The following is a 23,359-nucleotide window of genomic DNA, read 5'->3' as shown; positions in this document are numbered from 1 at the left end:
TTGCTGTTGTCATCTATAGCGGCGCGCGGATAGGGTTGGCACCTGTTTTTTTGGGAAAAACTGCACCTCCGTGAACGCACGAATAGACAGCAGAAACGAAGCCTTCTCGGCAGCCGAGCTCGCCACTGAGGAAAGCCGCGCCTCGGCGACGCCGATGATGGAACAATATATCGAGATCAAGGCGAACAATCCGGATTCGCTGCTCTTCTATCGCATGGGCGATTTTTACGAGCTGTTCTTCGAGGACGCACTTGAGGCTTCACGCGCGCTCGGCATCACGCTCACCAAGCGTGGTCAGCACATGGGGCAGGATATTGCAATGTGCGGCGTGCCTGTGCATGCGGCCGATGACTACCTGCAGAAGCTCATCGGGCTCGGTTACCGCGTCGCCGTTTGCGAGCAGGTGGAAGATCCGGCAGAAGCCAAGAAACGCGGCTCGAAATCCGTCGTCAAGCGCGATGTCGTACGCCTCGTCACGCCAGGCACCATCACCGAGGAAAAGCTGCTCTCGCCCTCGGAATCGAACTATCTGATGACGCTGTCGCGTATCCGCGGTGCTTCCGAGCCGGTGCTGGCGCTTGCCTGGATCGATATCTCCACCGGCGTTTTCCGGTTGGCGGAAACGGAAGCATCGCGATTGCTCGCCGATATCCTGCGCATCGATCCGCGCGAGCTCATCGTTCCCGATACGATGTTTTATGACGGCGAACTAAAATCGGTCTTCGACGTGCTCGGCCGCACCGCCGTCCCGCAGCCGGCTGTGCTTTTCGACAGCGCGACGGCAGAGACCCGCATAGCGCGTTATTTCGACGTTTCGACGCTCGACGGCTTCGGAAGTTTCTCGCGCGCAGAACTGGCGGCCGCGGCAGCAGCCATCGCCTATGTGGAGAAGACGCAGATTGCCGAACGGCCGCCGCTCGGCAGGCCGGAACGGGAAAGCGGCGCCTCGACGCTGTTCATCGATCCGGCCACACGCGCCAATCTGGAACTAGTGCGCACGCTCTCCGGTGATCGCAATGGTGCGCTGCTGAAGGCGATCGACCGCACGACCACCGGCGGTGGGGCACGGCTGCTTGCCGAACGGCTGATGTCGCCGCTCACCGATCCTGCCCGCGTCAACGAGCGCCTGGATTCAATTGGTTTCCTGATGCAGGAACCTTCACTCTGCGGCGACCTGCGCGACGCGCTGAAACACGTACCCGACATGCCGCGGGCGCTCTCCCGCCTAGCGCTTGATCGGGGCGGTCCGCGGGATCTCTGGGCCATTCGCCAAGGGCTCGCCGCTGCCGCGCATATCGCCGATCTATTGGGAAGCGCGATGCTGCCAGAGGAGCTGGAACAGGCGCGCATGGGGCTGCAGGCTCTCCCGTCCGAGCTCGAAGCCCTGCTTGCCGAAAATCTCGCAGAGGAATTGCCGCTTCTGAAACGCGATGGTGGCTTCCTGCGAGACGGTGCCAATGCCGATCTCGACGATGTTCGGGCGCTACGCGACCAATCGCGCCGGGTGATCGCAGGCCTGCAGCTGCAATATGCCGAAGAGACCGGCATCAAGTCGCTGAAGATAAAGCACAACAATATCCTCGGTTACTTCATCGAAGTCACCGCCGGCAATGCCGGACCGATGACCGATACAGCAGAGGCGAAGGCTCGCTTCATCCACCGGCAGACGATGGCAAATGCCATGCGTTTCACCACGACTGAGCTTGCCGACCTCGAAAGCCGCATCGCCAATGCCGCCGACCGCGCGCTGCAGATCGAGCTCGAGGCTTTCGCCCGGATGACGGAAGCGACTGTTGCAGAGGCAGAATCGATCAAGGCTGGCGCGCTGGCCCTTGCCGTCATCGATGTTGCGGCAGGTTTGGCGCTGCTTGCAGAAGAGCAGGCCTATTGCAGGCCGCTGGTCGACGGCTCGAAGATGTTTGCGATCGAGGGCGGGCGCCATCCCGTCGTCGAACAGGCACTGCGGCGGCAGTCCATCGGTCCCTTTGTCGCCAATAATTGCGATCTGTCGCCGGTCTCCGACGGCAAGGATGGCGCGATTTGGCTGCTGACCGGGCCGAACATGGGCGGTAAATCGACCTTCCTGCGGCAGAACGCGTTGATCGCCATTCTCGCCCAGATGGGTTCCTTCGTGCCGGCAACGTCGGCCCATATCGGTATCGTCGACCGGCTGTTTTCGCGTGTCGGCGCCTCCGACGATCTGGCGCGCGGGCGTTCCACCTTCATGGTGGAAATGGTCGAGACGGCTGCGATCCTCAACCAGGCAACCGATCGTTCCCTCGTCATTCTCGACGAGATCGGCCGTGGCACCGCGACCTTCGACGGCCTTTCCATCGCCTGGGCCGCTGTCGAGCATCTGCACGAAGCCAATCGCTGCCGCGGGCTTTTCGCCACGCATTTCCATGAGCTGACCGTGCTTTCGGAAAAGCTTGCCAGGCTATCGAACGCAACGATGCGCGTGAAGGAGTGGGATGGTGATGTCATCTTCCTGCACGAGGTCGGTCCGGGTGCGGCCGACCGCTCCTACGGCATTCAGGTCGCGCGGCTTGCCGGCCTGCCTGCCTCTGTCGTGGCTCGCGCGCGTGATGTGCTGACCCGGCTTGAAGATGCCGATCGCAAGAACCCAGCGAGCCAGCTGATCGACGACCTGCCGCTTTTCCAGGTCGCGGTGCGCCGCGAGGAAACATCCCGCGGGCCTTCCAAGGTCGAAGAAGCCCTTAAGGCAATGAGCCTCGACGACATGACGCCGCGCGAGGCGCTCGATGCGCTTTACGACCTTAAAAAGAAGATGAAATAGGAGCAGCACCCCCGTGTTCATGGAAAAACTGCTTCAGGAAACGCAGCGCCTCTCCGTCATCGTCTCGATGCTCGAAATCATGAAACAATCTGATGGTAATCTGGAGGCGCGCGGCTGGAATACGCCAATCGGTATGGCGAAGATCACCGGTTCCTGCCTGAAGATCGGCGAGTTCTGCGGCGCGATCGTCGATGCCGGCTACCGTGAATGCGACAAGGCGACGCTTAACGGCATCATGAGCGAAACGCGGCAGGTTCTCGATACGCTGCTGACGCAGACTGCAGCTTGAGGGCTTGCGGCAAAGCGTCCGTCACCTGCGGCTTGCCAACACCATTTCGCCAAATTTAAAGGTTCATGGAATATGAAGGCCCGTGTCAATCCGCGGGTAAAGAGGCTATAGCGCATGCAGATCAAACAAGAGGCGCGCCATGAGCAAGCGGCTCGGACCGAAGAGATAACCGCCCGGCCGATGGTGACGCACGACATCGACTTCTCCGAGATCCTCGATGTGGAACTGCTGCAGGGGCAATGCAACGCCATTGCCGATGCCAACCGCAATCGTCCCGACGTGCTGCGGAACGATCTTCTTGCCGTTCTGAAGAAAGCCAGCGTCGAAGGACGCAGGAAGGCGCGGGAACTTCTCGACGCCCAAGGCGGCGGGCTTGATTGCGCTCATCGCATTTCCTGGCTGCAGGATCAGATCATCACCGCTCTCTATAATTTCGCCACCGCCCATGTCTTCCCGAAGCAGAGGGACAAGTTTGCGGTCACGGCAGTCGGCGGCTACGGTCGCGACACGCTCGCGCCAGGCTCGGATATCGATCTGCTCTTCCTCTTCCTGCCCAAGCCGGCGGAAGAGACGCACAAGGCCGTCGAGTTCATGCTCTATATGCTGTGGGATATGGGCTTCAAGGTCGGCCACGCGACCCGCACCGTCGATGAATGTATCGCGCTTTCCAAGTCCGACATGACCATCCGCACCGCCATTCTGGAAATGCGTTTTATTTGCGGGCTGCAGTCGTTGGAAACGGAGCTGGAAACCCGCTTCGACAAGGAAATCGTCACCGGAACAGGACCGGAATTTATCGCTGCCAAACTTGCCGAACGCGACGAACGCCACCGCAAGGCCGGCGATACGCGTTATCTCGTTGAGCCGAACGTCAAGGAAGGCAAGGGCGGCCTTCGTGATCTCCATACGCTCTTCTGGATTTCGAAATATTATTATCACGTCCGTGATCCGGCCGATCTGGTACCGCTCGGCGTGCTGTCGAAGCAGGAGTACCGGCTTCTCAAAAAGGCCGACGATTTTCTCTGGGCCGTGCGTTGCCATATGCATTTTCTGACCGGCAAAGCGGAGGAGCGTCTTTCCTTCGATATCCAGCGCGAGATCGCCGAGGCGCTCGGCTATCATTCCCGCCCTGGCCTTTCGGCCGTCGAGCGTTTCATGAAGCACTATTTCCTGGTCGCTAAAGATGTGGGCGATCTCACTCGCATCCTCTGCGCGGCACTCGAAGACCAGCAGGCGAAATCGATCCCGGGACTGACGGGCGTCATCAGCCGCTTCACCCATCGCAATCGCAAGATCCCCGGCAGCGTCGAGTTCGTGGAGGATCGCGGCCGCATCACGCTCGCCAATTCCGATGTGTTCAAGCGCGATCCGGTCAGCATCATCCGCCTGTTCCATGTGGCCGATATCAACGGACTGGAATTCCATCCCGATGCGCTGAAGCGCGTCAACCGTTCGCTCGGCCTCATCAACAACGACCTGCGCGAGAATGACGAGGCAAACCGGCTTTTCCTGTCGATCCTCACCTCCAGGCGCGATCCCGCACTCATCCTGCGGCGCATGAACGAGGCCGGCGTGCTTGGCCGCTTCATTCCCGAATTCGGCAAGATCGTCGCGATGATGCAGTTCAACATGTATCATCACTACACGGTCGACGAGCACCTGATCCGCGCCATCGATGTTCTCTCGGAAATCGACAAGGGCAAGGCGGAGGAGCTGCATCCGCTCGCCAACAAGCTGATGCCGCATATCGAGGACCGCGAGGCGCTTTATGTTGCCGTGCTGCTGCACGATATTGCCAAGGGCCGGCAGGAAGACCATTCGATCGCCGGCGCACGTGTCGCCCGCAAGCTCAGTGCCCGCTTTGGCCTGTCGCAAAAGCAGACCGAGATCGTCGTCTGGTTGATCGAGGAACATCTGACCATGTCGATGGTCGCTCAGACGCGCGACCTGACGGACCGCAAGACGATCACCGATTTCGCCGACCGTGTTCAGTCTCTCGACCGCCTGAAGATGCTGATCATCCTGACGATCTGCGACATCCGCGCTGTCGGTCCGGGTGTCTGGAACGGCTGGAAAGGCCAGCTGCTGCGCACGCTGTATTACGAGACGGAACTGCTGCTTGCCGGCGGCTTTTCGGAAGTATCGCGCAAGGAGCGCGCCCAGGCCGCGGCCGAAGCGCTCAACGCCGCGCTTTCCGATTGGAGCCAGAAGGATCGCCGCACCTATTCCAAGCTGCACTACCAGCCCTATCTGCTTTCCGTGCCGCTGGAAGACCAGATCCGCCATGCGCATTTTATCCGCCAGGCGGACAAGGCCGGCCAGGCGCTGGCAACCACAGTGCGCACCGACAGCTTCCACGCGATCACCGAAATCACCGTTCTCTCACCCGACCATCCGCGCCTGCTCGCCGTCATTGCCGGCGCATGTGCGGCAGCCGGGGCCAACATCGTCGATGCGCAGATCTTCACGACCTCTGATGGACGGGCGCTCGATACGATCCATGTCAGCCGCGAATTTCCGAACGACGAGGACGAGCTTCGACGCGCCGGCACGATCGGCCGCATGATCGAGGACGTGCTTTCCGGCCGCAAACGCCTGCCCGAGGTGATCGCGACCCGCACGAAGAACCGGAAGAAGAGCAAGGCCTTCGTCATTCCACCGTCGGTGACCATCACCAACAGCCTGTCGAACAAGTTCACCGTCATCGAGGTGGAATGCCTCGACCGGCCGGGCCTGCTGTCGGAAATGACAGCCGTTCTGTCCGATTTGTCGCTCGACATCCAGTCGGCGCGCATCACCACCTTCGGTGAGAAGGTCATTGATACGTTCTATGTCACCGATCTCGTCGGCCAGAAGATCTCCGGCGACAGCAAGCGTTCCAATATCACTGCCCGCATGAAAGCGGTCATGGCCGAGGAGCAGGACGAACTGCGCGAACGCATGCCGTCAGGCATCATCGCCCCTGCCGCGACTGCCGCCGAAAAGAAAGCCGGTTCCCCCGTATGAGCCTCGTCAAGAAATTCGCCACGGTCGGCGGCGCCACGCTCGGAAGCCGCATCTTTGGTTTTGCCCGCGAAACGCTGATGGCAGCGGCGCTCGGCACCGGGCCGATGGCCGACGTCTTCTATGCCGCCTTCCGCTTCCCGAACCTCTTCCGCCGGCTCTTTGCCGAGGGCGCTTTCAATGCAGCCTTCGTGCCGCTCTTCGCCAAGGAGATCGAAGCGAACGGCATTGAGGGCGCCAAGCGTTTTTCGGAAGAAGTCTTCGGGGTTCTGTTCTCCGTCCTGCTGCTCATCACCATCGTGATGGAGCTTTGCATGCCGCTGCTGGTGCGCTTCGTCATCGCGCCTGGCTTTGCTGATGATCCCGAGAAATTCGGGATCACCATCCGCATGGCGGCAGTGATGTTCCCTTATCTCATGTGCATGTCTCTGACGGCGATGATGAGCGGCATGCTGAATTCGCTGCATCATTTCTTCGCCGCGGCCGTCGCACCTATCTTCCTCAATGTGGTGATGATCGGCGCGCTGTTCTATGCGCTCTATACCGGCGCCGAACCATTGGCGACGGCCTGGTATCTTTCCTGGGGCGTGCTGGCAGCGGGCGTCCTGCAGCTGGCCGTCGTCTATCTCGGAGTCCTGCATGCCGGCATGAGCATCGGCTTCCGCTTTCCGAAGATGACGCCCAACGTCAAGCGGCTGCTGATTCTCGCCGTCCCAGCGGCCGTCACCGGCGGTATTACGCAGATCAACCAGCTTATCGGCCAGGCGATCGCCTCTTCACGCGAAGGCGCCATCGCCGCCCTGCAATATGCCGACCGCATCTACCAGCTTCCGCTCGGCGTCGTCGGTGTCGCCGTCGGCGTGGTACTGCTGCCCGAACTCGCCCGCGCGCTGAAAGGCGGCGCGTTACGCGAGGCCGCCTTCCTACAGAACAGATCGATCGAATTCGTGATGTTCCTAACGATCCCCGCCGGTTTCGCGCTGTGGATCCTGTCGGATGAGATCATCCGCGTGCTCTACGAGCGCGGCGCCTTCCATGAGCAAAACACCCTGATCGTTGGTTCGATCCTTGCGATCTACGGTATCGGGCTGCCGGCCTTCGTGCTCATTAAGGCGCTGCAGCCAGGCTTTTATGCCCGCGAGGATACCAAGACGCCGATGCGGTTTTCGGCAATCGCGGTCGCCACCAACTGCGCGACCGCGCTGACGCTCTTTCCCTATATGGGCGCACCGGGCATTGCGGTGGCGGAAGCGACAGCAGGCTGGATCAGCACCGTGCTGCTCTTCACCACGCTTCTACGCCGCGGCCATCTGACATGGGAATGGGCGCTTGCCAAACGCGCCGCGTTGCTGATCGTCGCCTCTGCGGTCATGGGCGCCGTCATCTTCTATCTCAAGCAGCACTGGGCGCCCTGGCTTGCCTCGGGTGCGCCGCTTCTGACCAAGGTCGGCACGCTTGGTCTGCTGATTGCGATTTCGATGGTCGTCTATTTCGCGACCGCCTTTCTGATCGGTGGGGCGGACCTCGGCATGATACGGCGCAATCTTAACCGCAAACCGGCACCCGCGAAGGACGCCTGAGACTAGATTATCTCCGGTTCCTTCAAAGGAGAGGGAGACTCTAACTTTTAGTTTTCACGCAATTCGCGCGCAAAACCACTGGAATTTTCCTAGCAATCGACCCATCGTCGCTGCGGCCCGACATCGACATGGATGATGCCGTTGCAGTAGCTGCCGATCCCACCTATCCAGGGCGCGGTTTTCGCGGCCGCGATAATCGTTCGCTCCGACAGTCCAGGAATCCTGATATCGGCTGCCATACACTTTCCGTGTAGTGAGCCGTGGCGGCGGGGATGTGGCCGGAAGCCCGACGTTATCATCGGCCGACGTCCAGTCTTTGCCGCGATATGCGATAAGACCGCCCGCAATCGCGCCGGGAAACAGCCGGCGCGAACACTGACGGTCTGCATCGTGTAAGCTATACGCGTTTCGTATTTGGGAAGTTGGGTGGTCTGCCGTCGATTATCTTGACCGACAGCTGTCGTTGCTGATTGTAGGGCGAAAAGGCCTGCCATGGCGAGCAAACTAGCGTTCTGCATGGTACCTCCGATCGATTATTCCGACGGCCCGTTGGGCCGCAGCCGGGCGAGAGGATTTTCAGTTCAAAGAAAGCTTTTCTGTGAAATTTTATACTCAATTCTAGCTAAACGTACTGATCAATTTGGCGTAAAATCGGGCACTTTTCTGCACATAAATGGAATAAACATCCAAATCTGGAGATCGCATGACCCAATCCCTGTTCCTCGTCACCCTCGTCGTCGATGACTATGACCGTGCCAAAGCCTTCTATTGTGAGGCTCTCGGCTTCGAATGCCTTCAGGATGAATTGCAGCCGGAAGGCAAGCGCTGGGTCGTCGTGAAACCGAAGGGCGGCGATGGGGCGGCCTTTCTGTTGGCACAAGCGGCAAACGAGACGCAGCGGGCCGTCATCGGAAATCAGAACGGCGGACGCGTCGGCTTCTTTCTGAAGACCGACGATTTCACACGCGACTATGCCGCGATGCTTGCCGCTGGCATTCGTTTCCTGGAGGAGCCGCGACACGAGGTTTACGGCACCGTCGCGGTCTTTGCGGACCCTTACGGCAACACCTTCGACTTGATCGAACATGCCGCGGGCTGAACCTCTTGATTGCAATCCTGAGCACGTGCATAAGCGCCCGCGTTAGCAACATGGGTCTTTGGCCCTGGGGCCCTCCACCAGCCTAATCGAGGACAACATCATGGGCGAATTCAAGAAGCTCGTATTCTCCGGCGTTCAGCCGACGGGCAACCTGCATCTCGGCAACTATCTCGGCGCGATCCGCCGCTTCGTGCAGCTCCAGGACGGTAACGACTGCATCTATTGCGTCGTCGATCTGCATGCGCTAACCGCGCAGCTCGTCCACGAGGACATGCTGTCGCAGACGCGTTCGATCGCAGCCGCCTTCATCGCTTCCGGCATCGATGCCGAAAAGCATATCGTCTTCAATCAGTCCGCCGTACCGCAGCACGCCGAACTCGCCTGGATCTTCAACTGTGTCGCCCGCCTCGGCTGGATGAACCGCATGACGCAGTTCAAGGACAAGGCCGGCAAGGACCGCGAGCAGGCCTCGCTCGGTCTCTATGCCTATCCGAGCCTGATGGCTGCCGACATTCTCGTCTACCGCGCCACGCATGTGCCCGTCGGCGAGGACCAGAAGCAACACCTCGAGCTGACGCGTGACATCGCGATGAAATTCAACCTTGATTATGCCTCGCATATCCGCACGACCAACTACGGGATCGACATCACCGTTGGCGACGAGCCAGTGCATGCCTATTTTCCGATGGTCGAACCGCTGATCGGGGGGCCGGCGCCGCGCGTCATGTCGCTGCGCGATGGCACGAAGAAAATGTCGAAGTCCGATCCGTCGGACCTTTCGCGCATCAACCTGATGGACGACGAAGACGCGATCTCCAAGAAGATCCGCAAGGCCAAGACCGATCCGGATGGCTTGCCGAGCGAAGTGGCCGGCCTTGAAAACCGGCCGGAAGCTGAAAACCTCGTCTCGATCTATGCCGCACTCGCCGACAAGACGAGGGAACAGGTGCTCGCCGAATTTGGCGGCCAGCAGTTCTCCGTCTTCAAGCCGGCGCTGATCGATCTGGCTGTGCAGGTCCTGTCGCCGATAACAGGCGAAATGCGCCGGTTGATGAACGATACGAGCCATATCGACGCGATCCTGCGCAATGGCAACGAGCGTGCAAAAGCACGCGCCGACGTGACGATGCGCGAACTTCGCGAGATCATCGGCTTCCTATACTAGTCCGATCGACATGCAGAGCTCCCACGCAAAACGGGGGGCTTGCAAATTTTTGGTCACAGGTGTCAGAGTTCGCGTCATGGTATCAAAGCGACTCTCACGGCTCGAAGGTCACCGCCGCAAATTCATGGCGGTGATAGACGGGACACCAGAATGCCAACGCGCCGTCCACTATGCCGGACGGCGCGCCAAGAATTCCAATGGCGGCCTCATCCTTCTCTACGTGATCCCGGAAGGCGATTTCCAGCAATGGCTCGGCGTCGAGGAGATCATGCGGGCGGAAGCCCGCGAGGAGGCGGAAGCCACCGTCGCCAAGGCAGCACAGATCGTGCGCGAGACGATCGGCATCGAGCCTGAAATTGTCATCCGCGAGGGCAACTCGGCCGAGCAGATCAATGCCGTCATCGAGGAAGACCGGGACGTCGCAATCCTCGTGCTTGCCGCAAGCTCCGCCAAGGAGGGACCGGGACCGCTGGTTTCGTCCGTCGCAGGACGCGGAGCTGCCTTTCCCATTCCCGTCACCGTGCTTCCGGACACGCTGACCAACGAGGAAATCGATGCCCTCTGTTAAGCCATTTCTTGAGTACCAGTCTCTTGAATCGGCCCGACAATAGGCTTATTTTCTTTTGAAGAATTCTAAAGACGGTTGAGGTCATGGCCCGCCGCATGGAGAGCGAGATGTTCATTCAGACCGAAGCCACGCCAAATCCTGCCACGCAGAAATTCCTTCCCGGTAAGGTGGTGATGGAAAACGGCACGGCCGAATTCCGCAATGCCGATGAAGCTCAGGCTTCGCCGCTCGCTGCCCGTCTCTTCGAAATTCCGGGCGTGACCGGCGTCTATTTCGGCTACGATTTCATCTCCGTCTCCAAGGATAATGCCGAATGGCAGCATCTGAAGCCGGCTATTCTCGGCTCGATCATGGAGCATTTCATGTCCGGCAAGCCGGTCATGGGCGATGCGTCGATCCTGTCGGAAGAGGTCGATGCCGGCGATGAATTCTTCGATGAAGGCGACGAGTCGATCGTGCTGACTATCAAGGAACTGCTGGAGACCCGTGTACGTCCGGCTGTTGCCCAGGATGGCGGCGACATCACCTTCCGTGGATTCAAGGACGGCAAGGTTTACCTCAATATGAAAGGTTCCTGCGCCGGCTGCCCGTCTTCCACGGCAACGCTGAAGCACGGCGTCCAGAACCTGCTGCGCCATTTCGTTCCGGAAGTGCAGGAAGTGATTGCCGCTTAAAAATCTCTGATGCGTCCGGCCGTTCATCCAAGGTTCGGCCAGACGGATTTATGGATAGGCGACAATAGTTTATTCGGAAATTGATGGCATGATCGTTCTGGCGCTCGACACGGCAGGTGTGGATTGCGCTGCCGCTATCTATGACAGCGGCAGGGATACGATGCTGGGGGAGGCATCGGACATGATCGGCAAGGGGCATGCTGAACATCTGATGGGTATCGTCGACCGCGCGCTGGATCAGGCGGGCGTCGCACTATCGGATGTCGGGCGCCTTGCCGTCACCGTCGGCCCCGGCTCCTTTACCGGTATCCGCGTCGGAGTTGCTGCAGCCCGCGGCTTTGCGCTTTCCCTCCATATTCCCGCAGTCGGCATCACGACGCTCGAAGTCATGGCCGCTGCCCAGCGCGAGAAGACGCCTGGCCGCGCGGTACTCGCGGCGATGGATGCCAAGCGGGAAGAAATCTACCTTCAGTCTTTTGCTGCCGACGGCTCACCACTTGATGAAGCCCGCGCGGTCAGCATTGCCGAAGCGCAGGTCTTCGCTGCCGGTTTCGACGGCGAGATCACCGGTTCGGCGACTCCGTTGCTGAAACCCGGTGTAACGGGCGAATATGCCAACTCCTTCCCGATCTCAATCGTGGCACGCCTCGGTGCTGCCGCGAACCCAAATGCCGGAAAGCCGAAGCCCCTTTATCTGCGCGGACCCGACGCCAAGCCGCAGGCCGGGTATGCGATTGCAAGAGTGTGACGATGCTGGAAGCCTATCTGACGCTGAAACCGGAATTCGAAATCGTTGCCATGGAGCCGGAGGATTGCTCCGACGTTTCCATCCTGCATGGCGAACGCTTCGCCCGCCCTTGGGGTGACGGCGAATTCCACAGCCTCCTGTCACAAAATACCGTCTTTGGCTTCGTCGCCCGCCAGACCAATGCTATCCTGAAAAAGACCCTGCCGGGCTTCATTCTCGCACGCCAGGTGGCGGGCGAGGCGGAAATCCTGACGCTCGCCGTGCAGGCGAAGGTCGCGCGTTCCGGCCTCGGCTGGCGGCTGATGCAGGCCGCCATGCGCGAGGCACGTCTTCGCGGCGGCGAAAGCATGTTCCTGGAAGTCGACAACGGCAATATCGCCGCCCTTGCGCTCTATCGCAAACTTGGCTTCGAGCAGGCTGGCGAGCGCAAGGGCTATTACAAGGACGCCAATGGGGAGACCTCTACGGCGCTTGTCATGAAGCGCGTTCTTCGGTAGTTCCCCTCTCGACAGGATAATGAGAAGGCAGCCATGACTGAGGTAGCCAAGACCCTCGAGGAGCTTTGCGCTGAACGCGGCATGCGCATGACCGAGCAGCGCCGGGTGATCGCGCGCATTCTCGAGGATTCTGCAGATCATCCCGATGTCGAAGAGCTTTATCGCCGGTCGGTCAAGGTCGACGCCAAGATTTCCATCTCGACGGTCTATCGCACGGTGAAGCTGTTCGAGGATGCCGGCATTATCGCCCGCCACGATTTCCGTGACGGCCGCTCGCGCTACGAGACGGTGCCAGAAGAACACCATGACCATCTGATCGACCTGAAGACCGGCGTCGTCATCGAATTCCGCTCGCCGGAAATCGAGGCGCTGCAGGAGCGGATCGCTCGCGAGCACGGCTTCAAGCTGGTGGATCACCGCCTGGAACTCTACGGGATTCCGCTGAAGAAAGACGAACTCTGATATCATGGCAGTCCGGGAGCGCCGTATTTGATCGTCTGGCTGCGCATTGCCTTCGCGCTGACCGTCATCATCGTCGTCAGCGTCCTGCTCATGCCGCTACAGGTGCTGGCGCTGCGCTTCGACTGGAAACTCAGGCGCACCCTGCCCCGGCGCTGGCATCGTATCGTCTGCTACTGTCTCGGCATTCGCATCCGGGTGCGCGGCACGCTTGAGAGTCGCCGGCCGCTGATGCTCTGCTCGAACCATTCCTCATGGATGGACATCATGGTCATGTCCGCCGTGGCCGACGTCGCCTTTATCGCTAAGATCGAAGTGCAGGACTGGCCGATTTTCGGCACGCTTGCCAAGCTGCAGAAGAGTGTCTTCGTGGTGCGGGAGGAAAAACGCCGCACCGGACACCAGGCGAGCGAGATCGCCGCGCGCATGGTGGACGGCGAAATCGTCGTGCTTTTTCCCGAGGGAACGACGTCCGACGGCAACCGCTTGCTGGAGGTCAAATCGTCGCTCTTTGGAGCGGCCGCAATGGCCGTGCCCCATTCCCCGACCGGCACCGTCATGGTCCAGCCGGTTTCCATCGCCTATACGCAGGTGCACGGTATCGCCATGGGCCGCTATCACCGCCCGCTCGCAGCCTGGCCCGGCGATATCGAGCTTCTGCCGCATCTGATCGACATCTTGAAATGCGGCGCGATCGATGCCGAGGTTTCCTTCGGCGAGGCGATCGAATATGGCGAAAAGACCAATCGCAAGGATGTCAGCGCGACGATCGCTGCCCGCGTCCGCAACCTGCTGAACAGCAGCCTGCGCGGCCGCGATATCGCCTGAGCGAGATACCCTTTTCTCGCGCGTCAAAAACCACTAGATAACGGGCCATGACCCAGGACATCGCCATTCTCCAGGCCCCGGAGGTTTCCCTCCGCGATGGCTCCAACAGCCGCAAGGTTTTCATCAAGACCTATGGCTGCCAGATGAACGTTTATGACTCGACGCGCATGAGCGATGCTCTTGCCCGCGACGGCTACGAGGCCACCGAGGACATGGAAGAGGCGGACCTCGTTCTGCTCAACACCTGCCATATTCGTGAGAAGGCGGCCGAGAAGGTCTATTCCGCGCTCGGGCGCCTGCGCGAGATGAAAAAGCGCAAGGCTGCCGACGGCCGCGAGATGATGATCGGCGTTACCGGCTGTGTCGCGCAGGCTGAAGGAGAGGAAATCCTGCGCCGGGCCCCGGCTGTCGATGTCGTTATCGGCCCCCAGACTTATCACCGGCTGCCGGAGGCGCTGCGCCGCGCCAAAGAAGGTCACCGCGTCGTCGACACGGAATATGCGATCGAGGACAAGTTCGAGCATCTGCCGCTCGCCGAGACACAGAAAATCCGCGCTCGTGGCGTCACCTCGTTCCTGACCGTGCAGGAAGGCTGCGACAAGTTCTGCACCTTCTGCGTCGTACCCTATACGCGCGGCTCGGAGATCTCGCGGCCGGTTTCGCAGATCGTCGAGGAGGCAATGAAGCTGGTTGCCTGCGGCGTGCGCGAAATCACCCTGCTCGGCCAGAACGTCAATGCCTGGCACGGCGTCGGCCCGAAAGGCGAAGAGTGGAGCCTTGGCGACTTGCTCTACAGGCTTGCCGATATCCCTGGTCTTGCACGTCTTCGCTACACGACCAGTCATCCGCGCGACATGGACGATCGGCTGATCGAAGCGCATCGCGACCTTCGCACGCTCATGCCTTATCTACACCTTCCGGTTCAATCCGGTTCGGACCGCATTCTAAAAGCCATGAACCGCCGTCACACGGCGGCCGAATATCTTTCCCTCATCGAGCGCATCCGCAAGGCCCGTCCCGATATCGCGCTCTCGGGCGACTTCATTACCGGCTTTCCGGGGGAGACAGACCGGGAATTTGAGGATACACTAAAACTCGTTGAGGAGGTCCGTTATGCACAGGCCTTCTCGTTCAAATATTCAACGCGGCCGGGTACGCCCGGAGCGGAATTGAAGGACCAGGTGCCGGAAAATATCAAGGCAGAACGGCTGGAACGCCTGCAGGCGCTGCTTCTCAAGCAGACGCAGGAATTCAACGAGTCCTGTATCGGCAAGGAAATCGATCTTCTCCTGGAAAAGCCCGGCCGTATGCCTGGCCAGCTTATCGGCCGGTCACCGTGGCTGCAGTCCGTGAATGTTGATGCAAAAGCATCGCAAATCGGTGACATTATTAAAGTGCGAATCACAGGAACCGGAACCAACAGCCTGTTTGCCGAACGCGCAAAGGCTGAGGTCTAACCCAGGGAGCTCGACCGCTTGAACGGACAAGAATTGGTTTCTTCTTCACCGCGCCACCCACGCATAGCGAGCGACGCCAATCACTTCGTCCTGACGTTCGAGAACAACCGGTTCGCCAGCGAACTTTTCGGACAGTTCGATCAGAATCTGAAGCTCTTGGAGCAGCGGCTTCATATCGATGCGCGAGCGCGCGGTAACTCCGTTGTCATCACCGGCGATGTGCTGGCGACCAATCAGGCGCGGCGCACACTCGATTACCTCTATGAAAAACTCCAGAAAGGCGGCAGTGTGGAGCGTTCAGACGTTGAAGGCGCAATTCGCATGGCGGTTGCCGCGGACGATCAGCTCACGCTGCCGACGATGGAGAAAAAAGCCAAATTGACGATGGCGCAGATTTCGACGCGCAAGAAGACGATCATCGCGCGCACGCCGACACAAGATGCCTATATGCGGGCGCTCGAGCGCTCGGAGATGGTGTTCGGCGTCGGGCCGGCTGGTACAGGCAAGACCTACCTCGCCGTCGCTCATGCCGCCCAGCTTCTGGAGCGCGGCGCGGTTGAGAAAATCATCCTTTCACGACCGGCCGTGGAAGCCGGCGAACGCCTGGGCTTTCTGCCGGGTGATATGAAGGAAAAGGTCGATCCTTATCTCCGCCCGCTTTATGACGCGCTTTACGACATGATCCCGGGCGACAAGGTCGAACGGGCAATCACTGCCGGCGTCATCGAAATCGCGCCGCTCGCCTTCATGCGCGGCCGTACACTTGCCAATGCCGCTATCATCCTCGACGAGGCGCAAAACACCACGGCGATGCAGATGAAGATGTTCCTCACGCGTCTTGGCGAGAATTCGCGTATGATCATCACCGGCGACCCGAGCCAAATCGACCTGCCGCGCGGCGTCAAATCCGGCCTCGTGGAAGCGCTCCACCTGCTGAACGAAGTCGAGGGCATCTCAATCACGCGCTTCAAGGATATCGACGTCGTGCGCCATCCGCTGGTCGGCCGCATCGTCAAGGCTTATGATGCGACCTATATAGCGGCAAACGAAGAGGCTAGCCAGCAGGACTGATGGCCGATCTCGACATACAGATCAGCATCGAGGACACGGGCTGGCCCGCCGAAGATGTGTTGCATGCCCTTGGCGAACGGGTGCTGGGTGCGGCGGTCACTTACCTGCGGGAAGAAGAACAGCAGCCCTTCCCGAAGATGCCACCGGAAGTTTCGCTCGTCTTCACTGACGATGCCTCGATCCAGGACATCAATGCGGAATGGCGCGGCAAGGACAAGCCGACCAACGTGCTGTCATTCCCGGCTTTTCCGGTGAAGCCCGGCCAGATGCCCGGCCCGATGCTCGGCGATATCATCATTGCCAGGGAAACGGTGGAGCGAGAGGCGCAAGAGCTCGAAAAGAGCGTTTACGATCATCTGACCCATCTTATGGTGCACGGTTTCTTGCATCTGCTCGGCTACGACCATATGAAAAATGACGAAGCCGAAATTATGGAGGGGCTGGAGACTCGCATTTTGGCAGTACTCGGCCTATCTGACCCCTACGAGGGTCAAGACCTTAAAATGGAACCATGAGCGACTTTTCAACGAAGCCGGCGTCAGACGCCAGGGACTCCGACCAATCCTCCTCTTCCGACGAGGGTGGCAGTAGTCGACACCGACCGCAATCCTTCTGGTCACGCGCCGCACGCATGCTGCGACCGCAACAGGGCTCACGCCTGCGCGAAGACATAGACGCGCTGATGACCGATCCGGCTGCAGCCGATGCCTTTTCGCCCGATGAGCGAGCAATGCTTCATAACATCCTGCGCTTCCGCGAAGTGCGCGTTGCCGACGTGATGGTGCCACGTGCCGATATCGAGGCGGTCGACCAGAACATCACCATCGGCGAACTGATGATCCTGTTCGAGGAAAGCGGCCGTTCGCGCATGCCGGTCTATGCCGAAACGCTCGACGACCCGCGCGGCATGGTGCATATCCGCGACCTTCTTTCCTACGTTGCCAAGCAAGCGCGCAACAAGCGCCGCAGCGGCACGAAGCCTGCGGCGGGCGCACCGGCTATCGAGGTTTCGCCGGAGAATATCCAGAAGGCGCCGCGTTCGGCTAAACCGAATTTCGATCTCGGACGAGTCGACCTTCAGAAGACGCTCGCCGAGACTGGCATTATCAGGCAGATCCTCTTCGTGCCGCCTTCGATGCTGGCGTCCGATCTTCTGCGCCGCATGCAGGTGAACCGCACACAGATGGCACTGGTCATTGACGAATATGGCGGCACTGACGGCCTCGCCTCGCATGAAGACATTGTGGAGATGGTCATCGGCGATATCGATGATGAACATGACGATGAGGAAGTCATGTTCAAACGTGTTTCGGAAGACGTCTTCGTTGCCGACGCACGCGTCGAACTCGAGGAGATTGCCGAAGCCATCGGTCCCGATTTCGACATCAATGAGCAGATCGACGAGGTCGATACGCTCGGCGGCCTGATCTTCTCGGCACTGGGACGCATTCCCGTGCGCGGAGAAGTCGTTCAGGCCCTGCCGGATTTCGAATTTCACATTCTCGATGCCGATCCGCGCCGCATCAAGCGGGTGCGCATCACCCGCAAGCGCCAGGCAATCCGCCGCCGTGCCAAGGCGGACGGTGACGCATCGCTTATTGGCGACGGAAACGATGATCGGCCGGCGGAATCGACTGCAAACTGACCTTTCCGTAAGACGACAAGCGCGCGCTTTTTTGAAAGACTGCGATTGGATTGATTCGCGGCTTTGATGGGAGTGCGTATGGAGCGGCTTGCGGACAGGATTATCCTCGTCTGGGGTTTCAAACGGTCACTACTTGCGATCGCAGCAGGTGCCTTCGGCGTCCTGGCGCTGCCTCCCGTCGGCTTCTTCGCCGCGATGTTTATTTCCTTCACGCTGCTCGTCTGGCTGATCGACGGGGCAGCCGCCTCGCCGGAAAGCAGCTTTCTCGGCAGGCTCTGGCCGGCCTTTGTCGCGGGCTGGTTGTTCGGTTTCGGTTACTTCGTTGCCGGGCTCTGGTGGCTTGGGCACGCACTAATGATCGATTCAGAGGAGTTCGCCTGGGCTTTGCCGCTCGCGATCCTCGGGCTTCCGGCCTGTCTTGCCATCTTTTACGGGCTGGCTGCGGCTCTCGCCCGTATCTTCTGGTCCGATGGCATGGGGCGGATTGCAGCACTTGCTGCCAGCTTCGGCCTGTTTGAGTGGCTACGCAGCTTCATCTTCACCGGTTTTCCGTGGAACGCCATCGGCTATGGCATGATGCCCATGCCTGTCATGATGCAGTCCGCGCATGTGATCGGCACGATGGGGGTGACGGCTCTTTCGGTCTTCGTCTTTGCTGCCCCTGCTCTCATCGGAACCCGGCAGGGAGCAAAACTCGGCGTCAGCCTTGCGGCGGTCCTCTTTGCGGCGCATCTCGGTTACGGCGCCTATATCCTCTATTTCACACCGAAGCCCGAGGCGTTACCCGAAGACAAGCGGCCCGTGGTCCGCCTGGTCCAGCCTGCAATCGAACAGACCGCCAAGATGGACAATGACGCGGACCGCGATGCTATCTTCGAGACACATCTCAAACTTTCGACGGAACCGCCCAAGGAAGGCGGCAAGAAGCCCGATATCATCGTCTGGCCGGAAACCTCGATACCCTTCATCCTCACCGACAACAAGGATGCGCTGACGCGGATTGCCGATACGCTCGACGACGACCAGATCCTGATCGCAGGCGCCGTGCGCGCTGAAGAACTCGGCCCCGGCAATCCCACCCGCTATTATAATTCGATCTATGTGATAGACGGGCGGGGGCAGATCGTCGCCGCCTCAGACAAGGTACACCTCGTTCCCTTCGGCGAATATCTTCCCTTCGAGGACATGTTCAACGAGCTCGGTGTCCAGAATGTAGTGGAGATGCCCGGTGGCTTTTCGGCGGCCGCCAGCCGTCATCTGCTCGAGCTTCCGAACGGGCTGAAATTCTATCCCCTCGTCTGCTACGAGATCATCTTCCCGGACGAAATGACTGGCGACATCACCCAAGCGAATGCCATTCTCAACATCACGAATGACAGCTGGTTCGGCTCGACACCTGGTCCCTACCAACATTTCCAGCAGGCACGCGTACGAGCGGTCGAGACGGGTTTGCCGCTGATTCGCGATGCAAATAGTGGAATTTCAGCGGTTGTAGATGCACGCGGCGAAATCGTTGCAGGTCTGAGATTGGATGAAATGGGGTATATTGATGCAACCCTCGATGGATGGGGGAAAAACCCAGGAAGTCCATATCCTCACCAAACGTACTTCTGGTTGACTGAAACGTTGCTGATAGGCATTGCGCTAATTTCTCGCAAGGGTTTAATTTTCAGGTTGAATTGACCGAAAACCCCTAAAATTGCATAGTGGCAACAATCGGCGTTAGTAACGTATGTTTCAAGCTGGGTTATCGCGACTTGCAACGTGGCGTTACGGAATGAGGTCAGGGCATGCCGGTTAGAACAGAGTTGAATTTTTCTTTGCTAGGGCACGACCATGATTGAAAATAAGAAGAAGCCGAATCCTATCGACATCCATGTCGGTAGCCGCATTCGACTTCGCCGTACCATGTTGGGCATGAGCCAGGAGAAGCTCGGCGAAAGCCTCGGCATCACCTTCCAGCAAATCCAGAAATATGAGAAGGGTACCAACCGCGTTGGTGCAAGCCGCCTCCAAAACATCTCAAGCATCCTCAACGTTCCCGTTTCTTTCTTCTTCGAAGATGCTCCCGGCGAGCATTCCGCCGCCTTGACCGGCATGTCGGAAACCTCCAGCTCGAACTACGTCGTTGATTTCCTCTCCTCTTCGGAAGGACTCCAGCTCAACCGCGCATTTGTGAAGATCACCGATCCCAAGGTTCGACGTAAAGTCGTCGAACTGGTGAAGGCGCTCGCGGCGGAAGCAGACTCCGACTGAGCGTTGCCACGCTCGGAAGCTTAAGGCGGCTCAAAAGGCCGCTTTTTTGCGTTTTTGAGGCAAAATTTGTCATTTCGCCGCAGATATAAAGATATATTTATGTCCTTCTGTGCTTGTCATTCGAATGCGAACTGAGTACCTACTAACTGCTTTTGTTCTTTGAGGGGAATCCCGGAATGCGCGCGAACTATCTCTTTACCAGCGAATCTGTTGCCGAAGGTCACCCGGACAAGGTGTGTGACCGCATCTCCGACGAGATCGTCGATCTGGTCTACCGCGAAGCGGCAAAGACCGGCATCAATCCGTGGGGCGTGCGCATTGCCTGCGAAACCCTCGCGACGACCAACCGTGTCATCATCGCCGGCGAAGTTCGTCTGCCGCCCAGCCTGATGAAAAAAGACAAGGACGGCAACGACGTCATCAACCCGTCGAAGTTCAAGGCTGCGGCTCGTCGCGCCATCAAGGACATCGGTTACGAGCAGGACGGCTTCCACTGGAAGAAGGCCAAGATCGACGTGCTGCTGCATTCGCAGTCGGCGGACATCGCCCAGGGCGTGGACAGCGCCGCCGACCAGCAGGGCGATGAAGGCGCCGGCGACCAGGGCATCATGTTCGGCTACGCCTGCAAGGAAACGCCCGATCTCATGCCGGCGCCCATCTACTATTCCCACAAGATCCTTCAGCTGCTCGCTGTCGCCCGCAAGAAGGGTGAAGGCGAAGTCGCCAAGCTCGGCCCTGACGCCAAGAGCCAGGTGACCGTACGCTATGTGGACGGCAAGCCGGCGGAAGTTACGTCGATCGTTCTTTCCACCCAGCATCTGGACGACAGCTGGGATTCAAAGAAGGTCCGCAGCGTCGTCGAACCCTATATCCGCGAAGCTCTCGGCGATCTGAAGATTGCCGCCGATTGCAAGTGGTACATCAATCCCACCGGCAAGTTCGTCATCGGCGGCCCGGATGGTGACGCCGGCCTCACCGGCCGCAAGATCATCGTCGACACATATGGCGGTGCTGCTCCGCACGGCGGTGGCGCATTCTCCGGCAAGGACACGACCAAGGTCGACCGTTCGGCTGCCTATGCTGCCCGCTACCTCGCCAAGAACGTCGTAGCTGCCGGCCTTGCCGACCGTTGCACGATCCAGCTCTCCTACGCCATCGGTGTTGCTCAGCCGCTGTCGATCTATGTCGACCTGCACGGCACCGGCAAGGGTGTTTCCGAGGATCAGGTCGAAGCCGCGATCCGCCAGAACATGGACCTGTCGCCGTCGGGGATCCGCCGTCATCTCGATCTCAACAAGCCGATCTATGCCAAGACCTCGGCTTACGGCCATTTCGGCCGCAAGGCCGGCCGCGACGGCTCGTTCTCCTGGGAGCGCACGGACCTCGTGAAGGCGCTCAAGGACGCCGTCAGGACCAAGGCTGCTGCATGACGGACATGGAACGGCGGGGCCGTGCGACCGAAGCCTTCTTCGGTCGCCGCAAGGGAAAAGCCCTGCGTGAACAGCAGGCCGACCGACTCGCTACGCTGCTTCCGGCATTCATCATCGATCTTTCGGCGGCTCCCCCAGAGCCGCTGAAGAAGCTCTTCCCTGATACGGTCGAGAGATTGCGGCTGGAGATCGGCTTCGGCGGTGGCGAGCATCTCATCCACCGTGCGCTGGAAATGCCTTCGACGGGCTTTATCGGCGTCGAACCCTTTGTGAACTCCATGCAGAAGCTGCTTGCCCGCGTCGATGAAACGGGTGCTCGCAACGTGCGTGTCTATGATGATGACGCGACGCAGCTTCTCGACTGGCTTCCCGATCACTGTCTCGATCAGATCGATCTGCTCTATCCGGATCCCTGGCCGAAGCGCAAGCATTGGAAGCGGCGCTTCGTCTCCAAGACCAATCTCGACCGTTTCCACCGGGTGCTGAAGCCGGGCGGGCTGTTCTGCTTCGCCTCCGACATCGACACCTATGTGAACTGGACGCTCCTGAAATGCCGCGACCATGGCGGCTTCGAATGGATGGCGCAGAATGCCACCGACTGGCTGACGCCCTATGAGGGCTGGCCGAGCACCCGCTATGAAGCCAAGGCCCGTCGTGAGGGCCGCTCTTCGGCCTATCTCACGTTCAAACGCGTCTGACCCGCATAGACGAGTCAATTTCGACGGCGTTGCCGTCGACTGGAATTTTTCGAGAATAGGGAAATGCCGCAAGGCAGCTAGCGTATGGGCAAGGGACTGACGTCAGTCCCTTGCATCGCCCATTACGATCCTCACACATGCGTTCGGCGGCCAGCGTGCTCGACAGGCCGGTTTCGATCAATGCAGGCTAACCGTCTTCAGTTCGTCTTCGGCGGCCTTGAAGAAGGTGCTGGAGCGATTGTCGGTCAGCAGGATCGGCGTACCATCGGCGCCGAACAGTGCCCAGAGATCGACGCTTGGATCGATATCCGGCGCCTCAGGGAAGCACTTGGCAACCTCTTCGTTGCGGATTTTGCGGATATAGGCGACCTCGCCATTGCCGATGCCGGCAAGTTCAGACTTGGTCAGACGCGACGTGGCTTCTTTCATCAACATTCCTGTTCCTCCGAGAGAAGGGACCAACGGTTCAACAAACCGTTGTGCTACTGTGAAACCGAAATGTTAATTTTCTTGACCATCCGCGCCGGTTCCGGGCGAATTAGATCAACAGAGAGCAGGCCGTTCTTGAGGCTCGCACCTAAAACCTGCATGCCGTCGGCGAGAACGAAGGTGCGCTGGAATTGTCTCGCCGCGATACCGCGGTAGAGATAATCGCGCTCGCCGTGATCGACCTGGCGGCCGCGGATCATGAGTTGGTTTTCCTCGATGGATACATCGAGCTCTTCCTCGGTGAAACCGGCAACCGCAAGCGTGATGCGAAGCCGCTCAGGCGCTTCCTGGCCTGCGGCGATACGTTCGATATTATAGGGCGGATAACCGTCGCTCGCCTTCGAAATCCGCTCGAGCGTCTTTTCCATGGCATCAAAGCCCAAAAGCAGCGGGCTGGCGAAAGGGGTGATACGGCTCATCTTCCAAAGTCCTTGATGCAAGCGACCTTCCCGGACCTCATATGCAGCATCCGGATACCGCCAATATGGGGACGACCGTTGTCTGCTGCAAGGCGTGATGACCGCTGGCCGGGCCTCCCGCACTTTTAATGTAAAGCCGCACGAGGCCGCTTCCTTGACAAAGGACGCAGCGCCCCGCATCAAAACA

The 23,359-nt window shown here is 59.5% G+C and carries 23 protein-coding genes; 20 read left to right on the top strand and 3 right to left on the bottom strand.

Annotated features, from left to right (window positions below; translation table 11 throughout):
• Positions 1 to 70 precede the first annotated feature (70 nt).
• From mutS to murJ, 4 genes are all read left to right on the top strand, one after another.
• Positions 71 to 2,797 (top strand): DNA mismatch repair protein MutS, encoded by a 2,727-nt coding sequence (gene mutS / locus FHT78_RS16805; RefSeq protein WP_183746186.1) that lies wholly within the window; start codon positions 71 to 73, stop codon positions 2,795 to 2,797.
• A gap of 13 nt (positions 2,798 to 2,810) precedes the next feature.
• The gene (locus FHT78_RS16800) at positions 2,811 to 3,086 is read left to right on the top strand and encodes a hypothetical protein (RefSeq protein WP_183746183.1); all 276 of its coding nucleotides are present in this window, start codon (positions 2,811 to 2,813) and stop codon (positions 3,084 to 3,086) included.
• A gap of 114 nt (positions 3,087 to 3,200) precedes the next feature.
• Positions 3,201 to 6,092: a [protein-PII] uridylyltransferase gene (locus tag FHT78_RS16795; RefSeq protein ID WP_183746180.1), complete on the top strand. Its 2,892-nt coding sequence runs from the start codon at positions 3,201 to 3,203 to the stop codon at positions 6,090 to 6,092.
• Complete coding sequence (murJ, locus tag FHT78_RS16790) at positions 6,089 to 7,669, top strand: murein biosynthesis integral membrane protein MurJ (protein ID WP_183746177.1); 1,581 nt, start codon at positions 6,089 to 6,091, stop codon at positions 7,667 to 7,669. The genes FHT78_RS16795 and murJ overlap by 4 nt, the downstream gene beginning before the upstream one ends.
• Before the next feature lie 89 nt (positions 7,670 to 7,758).
• Here murJ and FHT78_RS16785 read toward each other — a convergent pair whose 3' ends face one another.
• Positions 7,759 to 8,187, bottom strand: a complete 429-nt coding sequence (locus FHT78_RS16785) for a DUF882 domain-containing protein (RefSeq protein WP_183746172.1) — start codon at positions 8,185 to 8,187, stop codon at positions 7,759 to 7,761.
• A gap of 185 nt (positions 8,188 to 8,372) precedes the next feature.
• Here FHT78_RS16785 and FHT78_RS16780 point away from each other — a divergent pair, with 185 nt between their 5' ends.
• The 16 genes from FHT78_RS16780 to FHT78_RS16705 all read left to right on the top strand — a co-directional run bounded on the left by FHT78_RS16780 (position 8,373) and on the right by FHT78_RS16705 (position 22,264).
• Entirely contained in the window at positions 8,373 to 8,768 is a 396-nt protein-coding gene (locus FHT78_RS16780) for a VOC family protein (protein ID WP_183746169.1), read from the top strand.
• Positions 8,769 to 8,868: 100 nt separating this feature from the next.
• A complete protein-coding gene (gene trpS, locus FHT78_RS16775) occupies positions 8,869 to 9,933 on the top strand; it encodes a tryptophan--tRNA ligase (RefSeq protein WP_183746166.1) in 1,065 nt (354 codons plus the stop codon).
• A 76-nt stretch (positions 9,934 to 10,009) separates the two neighbouring features.
• Positions 10,010 to 10,501: a universal stress protein gene (locus FHT78_RS16770; RefSeq protein WP_112541815.1), complete on the top strand. Its 492-nt coding sequence runs from the start codon at positions 10,010 to 10,012 to the stop codon at positions 10,499 to 10,501.
• Between the two features lie 107 nt (positions 10,502 to 10,608).
• Positions 10,609 to 11,175, top strand: a complete 567-nt coding sequence (locus FHT78_RS16765; RefSeq protein ID WP_183746163.1) for a NifU family protein — start codon at positions 10,609 to 10,611, stop codon at positions 11,173 to 11,175.
• A gap of 88 nt (positions 11,176 to 11,263) precedes the next feature.
• The gene (gene tsaB, locus FHT78_RS16760) at positions 11,264 to 11,923 is read left to right on the top strand and encodes a tRNA (adenosine(37)-N6)-threonylcarbamoyltransferase complex dimerization subunit type 1 TsaB (RefSeq protein WP_183746160.1); all 660 of its coding nucleotides are present in this window, start codon (positions 11,264 to 11,266) and stop codon (positions 11,921 to 11,923) included.
• 2 nt (positions 11,924 to 11,925) lie between these two features.
• Positions 11,926 to 12,420, top strand: coding sequence for an N-acetyltransferase (locus FHT78_RS16755; protein ID WP_183746157.1), 495 nt, complete (start codon positions 11,926 to 11,928; stop codon positions 12,418 to 12,420).
• A 33-nt stretch (positions 12,421 to 12,453) separates the two neighbouring features.
• The gene (locus tag FHT78_RS16750; RefSeq protein ID WP_183746154.1) at positions 12,454 to 12,882 is read left to right on the top strand and encodes a Fur family transcriptional regulator; all 429 of its coding nucleotides are present in this window, start codon (positions 12,454 to 12,456) and stop codon (positions 12,880 to 12,882) included.
• A 27-nt stretch (positions 12,883 to 12,909) separates the two neighbouring features.
• On the top strand, positions 12,910 to 13,707 hold the full coding sequence (locus tag FHT78_RS16745; protein ID WP_183746150.1) for a lysophospholipid acyltransferase family protein: 798 nt from the start codon (positions 12,910 to 12,912) through the stop codon (positions 13,705 to 13,707).
• Between the two features lie 47 nt (positions 13,708 to 13,754).
• Positions 13,755 to 15,164, top strand: a complete 1,410-nt coding sequence (miaB, locus tag FHT78_RS16740; protein WP_183746147.1) for a tRNA (N6-isopentenyl adenosine(37)-C2)-methylthiotransferase MiaB — start codon at positions 13,755 to 13,757, stop codon at positions 15,162 to 15,164.
• Between the two features lie 18 nt (positions 15,165 to 15,182).
• On the top strand, positions 15,183 to 16,235 hold the full coding sequence (locus FHT78_RS16735; RefSeq protein ID WP_183746144.1) for a PhoH family protein: 1,053 nt from the start codon (positions 15,183 to 15,185) through the stop codon (positions 16,233 to 16,235).
• Positions 16,235 to 16,750 (top strand): rRNA maturation RNase YbeY, encoded by a 516-nt coding sequence (gene ybeY, locus FHT78_RS16730; protein ID WP_183746141.1) that lies wholly within the window; start codon positions 16,235 to 16,237, stop codon positions 16,748 to 16,750. The genes FHT78_RS16735 and ybeY overlap by 1 nt, the downstream gene beginning before the upstream one ends.
• Positions 16,747 to 17,880: a hemolysin family protein gene (locus tag FHT78_RS16725; RefSeq protein ID WP_183746138.1), complete on the top strand. Its 1,134-nt coding sequence runs from the start codon at positions 16,747 to 16,749 to the stop codon at positions 17,878 to 17,880. The genes ybeY and FHT78_RS16725 overlap by 4 nt, the downstream gene beginning before the upstream one ends.
• A 78-nt stretch (positions 17,881 to 17,958) precedes the next feature.
• Positions 17,959 to 19,563 (top strand): apolipoprotein N-acyltransferase, encoded by a 1,605-nt coding sequence (gene lnt / locus FHT78_RS16720; protein WP_183746135.1) that lies wholly within the window; start codon positions 17,959 to 17,961, stop codon positions 19,561 to 19,563.
• A gap of 153 nt (positions 19,564 to 19,716) precedes the next feature.
• Positions 19,717 to 20,136 (top strand): helix-turn-helix domain-containing protein, encoded by a 420-nt coding sequence (locus tag FHT78_RS16715; protein WP_183746132.1) that lies wholly within the window; start codon positions 19,717 to 19,719, stop codon positions 20,134 to 20,136.
• A 176-nt stretch (positions 20,137 to 20,312) separates the two neighbouring features.
• The gene (gene metK / locus FHT78_RS16710) at positions 20,313 to 21,566 is read left to right on the top strand and encodes a methionine adenosyltransferase (RefSeq protein ID WP_183746130.1); all 1,254 of its coding nucleotides are present in this window, start codon (positions 20,313 to 20,315) and stop codon (positions 21,564 to 21,566) included.
• Entirely contained in the window at positions 21,563 to 22,264 is a 702-nt protein-coding gene (locus FHT78_RS16705; RefSeq protein ID WP_183746126.1) for a tRNA (guanosine(46)-N(7))-methyltransferase TrmB, read from the top strand. The genes metK and FHT78_RS16705 overlap by 4 nt, the downstream gene beginning before the upstream one ends.
• 177 nt (positions 22,265 to 22,441) lie before the next feature.
• Here the strand turns inward: FHT78_RS16705 and FHT78_RS16700 are convergent, their stop codons facing one another.
• On the bottom strand, positions 22,442 to 22,699 hold the full coding sequence (locus tag FHT78_RS16700) for a DUF1150 family protein (protein ID WP_007814896.1): 258 nt from the start codon (positions 22,697 to 22,699) through the stop codon (positions 22,442 to 22,444).
• A 47-nt stretch (positions 22,700 to 22,746) separates the two neighbouring features.
• On the bottom strand, positions 22,747 to 23,172 hold the full coding sequence (locus FHT78_RS16695) for an Hsp20 family protein (protein WP_183746123.1): 426 nt from the start codon (positions 23,170 to 23,172) through the stop codon (positions 22,747 to 22,749).
• Between the last annotated feature and the right edge of the window lie 187 nt (positions 23,173 to 23,359).

The organism is Rhizobium sp. BK196 (assembly GCF_014193255.1).
GTDB lineage: Bacteria > Pseudomonadota > Alphaproteobacteria > Rhizobiales > Rhizobiaceae > Rhizobium.
The sequence above is the reverse complement of the archived record's forward strand: the minus strand, read 5'-3'. Positions and strand labels throughout refer to the sequence as shown.

Coding starts and splice junctions, on each gene's coding strand:
- metK (WP_183746130.1), top strand. CDS start 20,313: ATGCGCGCGAACTATCTCTTTACCAGCGAATCTGTTGCCGAAGGTCAC.
- FHT78_RS16705 (WP_183746126.1), top strand. CDS start 21,563: ATGACGGACATGGAACGGCGGGGCCGTGCGACCGAAGCCTTCTTCGGT.
- FHT78_RS16715 (WP_183746132.1), top strand. CDS start 19,717: ATGATTGAAAATAAGAAGAAGCCGAATCCTATCGACATCCATGTCGGT.
- lnt (WP_183746135.1), top strand. CDS start 17,959: ATGGAGCGGCTTGCGGACAGGATTATCCTCGTCTGGGGTTTCAAACGG.
- FHT78_RS16750 (WP_183746154.1), top strand. CDS start 12,454: ATGACTGAGGTAGCCAAGACCCTCGAGGAGCTTTGCGCTGAACGCGGC.
- FHT78_RS16765 (WP_183746163.1), top strand. CDS start 10,609: ATGTTCATTCAGACCGAAGCCACGCCAAATCCTGCCACGCAGAAATTC.
- FHT78_RS16725 (WP_183746138.1), top strand. CDS start 16,747: ATGAGCGACTTTTCAACGAAGCCGGCGTCAGACGCCAGGGACTCCGAC.
- trpS (WP_183746166.1), top strand. CDS start 8,869: ATGGGCGAATTCAAGAAGCTCGTATTCTCCGGCGTTCAGCCGACGGGC.
- FHT78_RS16755 (WP_183746157.1), top strand. CDS start 11,926: ATGCTGGAAGCCTATCTGACGCTGAAACCGGAATTCGAAATCGTTGCC.
- FHT78_RS16795 (WP_183746180.1), top strand. CDS start 3,201: ATGCAGATCAAACAAGAGGCGCGCCATGAGCAAGCGGCTCGGACCGAA.
- ybeY (WP_183746141.1), top strand. CDS start 16,235: ATGGCCGATCTCGACATACAGATCAGCATCGAGGACACGGGCTGGCCC.
- FHT78_RS16700 (WP_007814896.1), bottom strand. CDS start 22,699: ATGTTGATGAAAGAAGCCACGTCGCGTCTGACCAAGTCTGAACTTGCC.
- murJ (WP_183746177.1), top strand. CDS start 6,089: ATGAGCCTCGTCAAGAAATTCGCCACGGTCGGCGGCGCCACGCTCGGA.
- FHT78_RS16785 (WP_183746172.1), bottom strand. CDS start 8,187: ATGCAGAACGCTAGTTTGCTCGCCATGGCAGGCCTTTTCGCCCTACAA.
- tsaB (WP_183746160.1), top strand. CDS start 11,264: ATGATCGTTCTGGCGCTCGACACGGCAGGTGTGGATTGCGCTGCCGCT.
- FHT78_RS16770 (WP_112541815.1), top strand. CDS start 10,010: ATGGTATCAAAGCGACTCTCACGGCTCGAAGGTCACCGCCGCAAATTC.
- FHT78_RS16780 (WP_183746169.1), top strand. CDS start 8,373: ATGACCCAATCCCTGTTCCTCGTCACCCTCGTCGTCGATGACTATGAC.
- miaB (WP_183746147.1), top strand. CDS start 13,755: ATGACCCAGGACATCGCCATTCTCCAGGCCCCGGAGGTTTCCCTCCGC.
- FHT78_RS16695 (WP_183746123.1), bottom strand. CDS start 23,172: ATGAGCCGTATCACCCCTTTCGCCAGCCCGCTGCTTTTGGGCTTTGAT.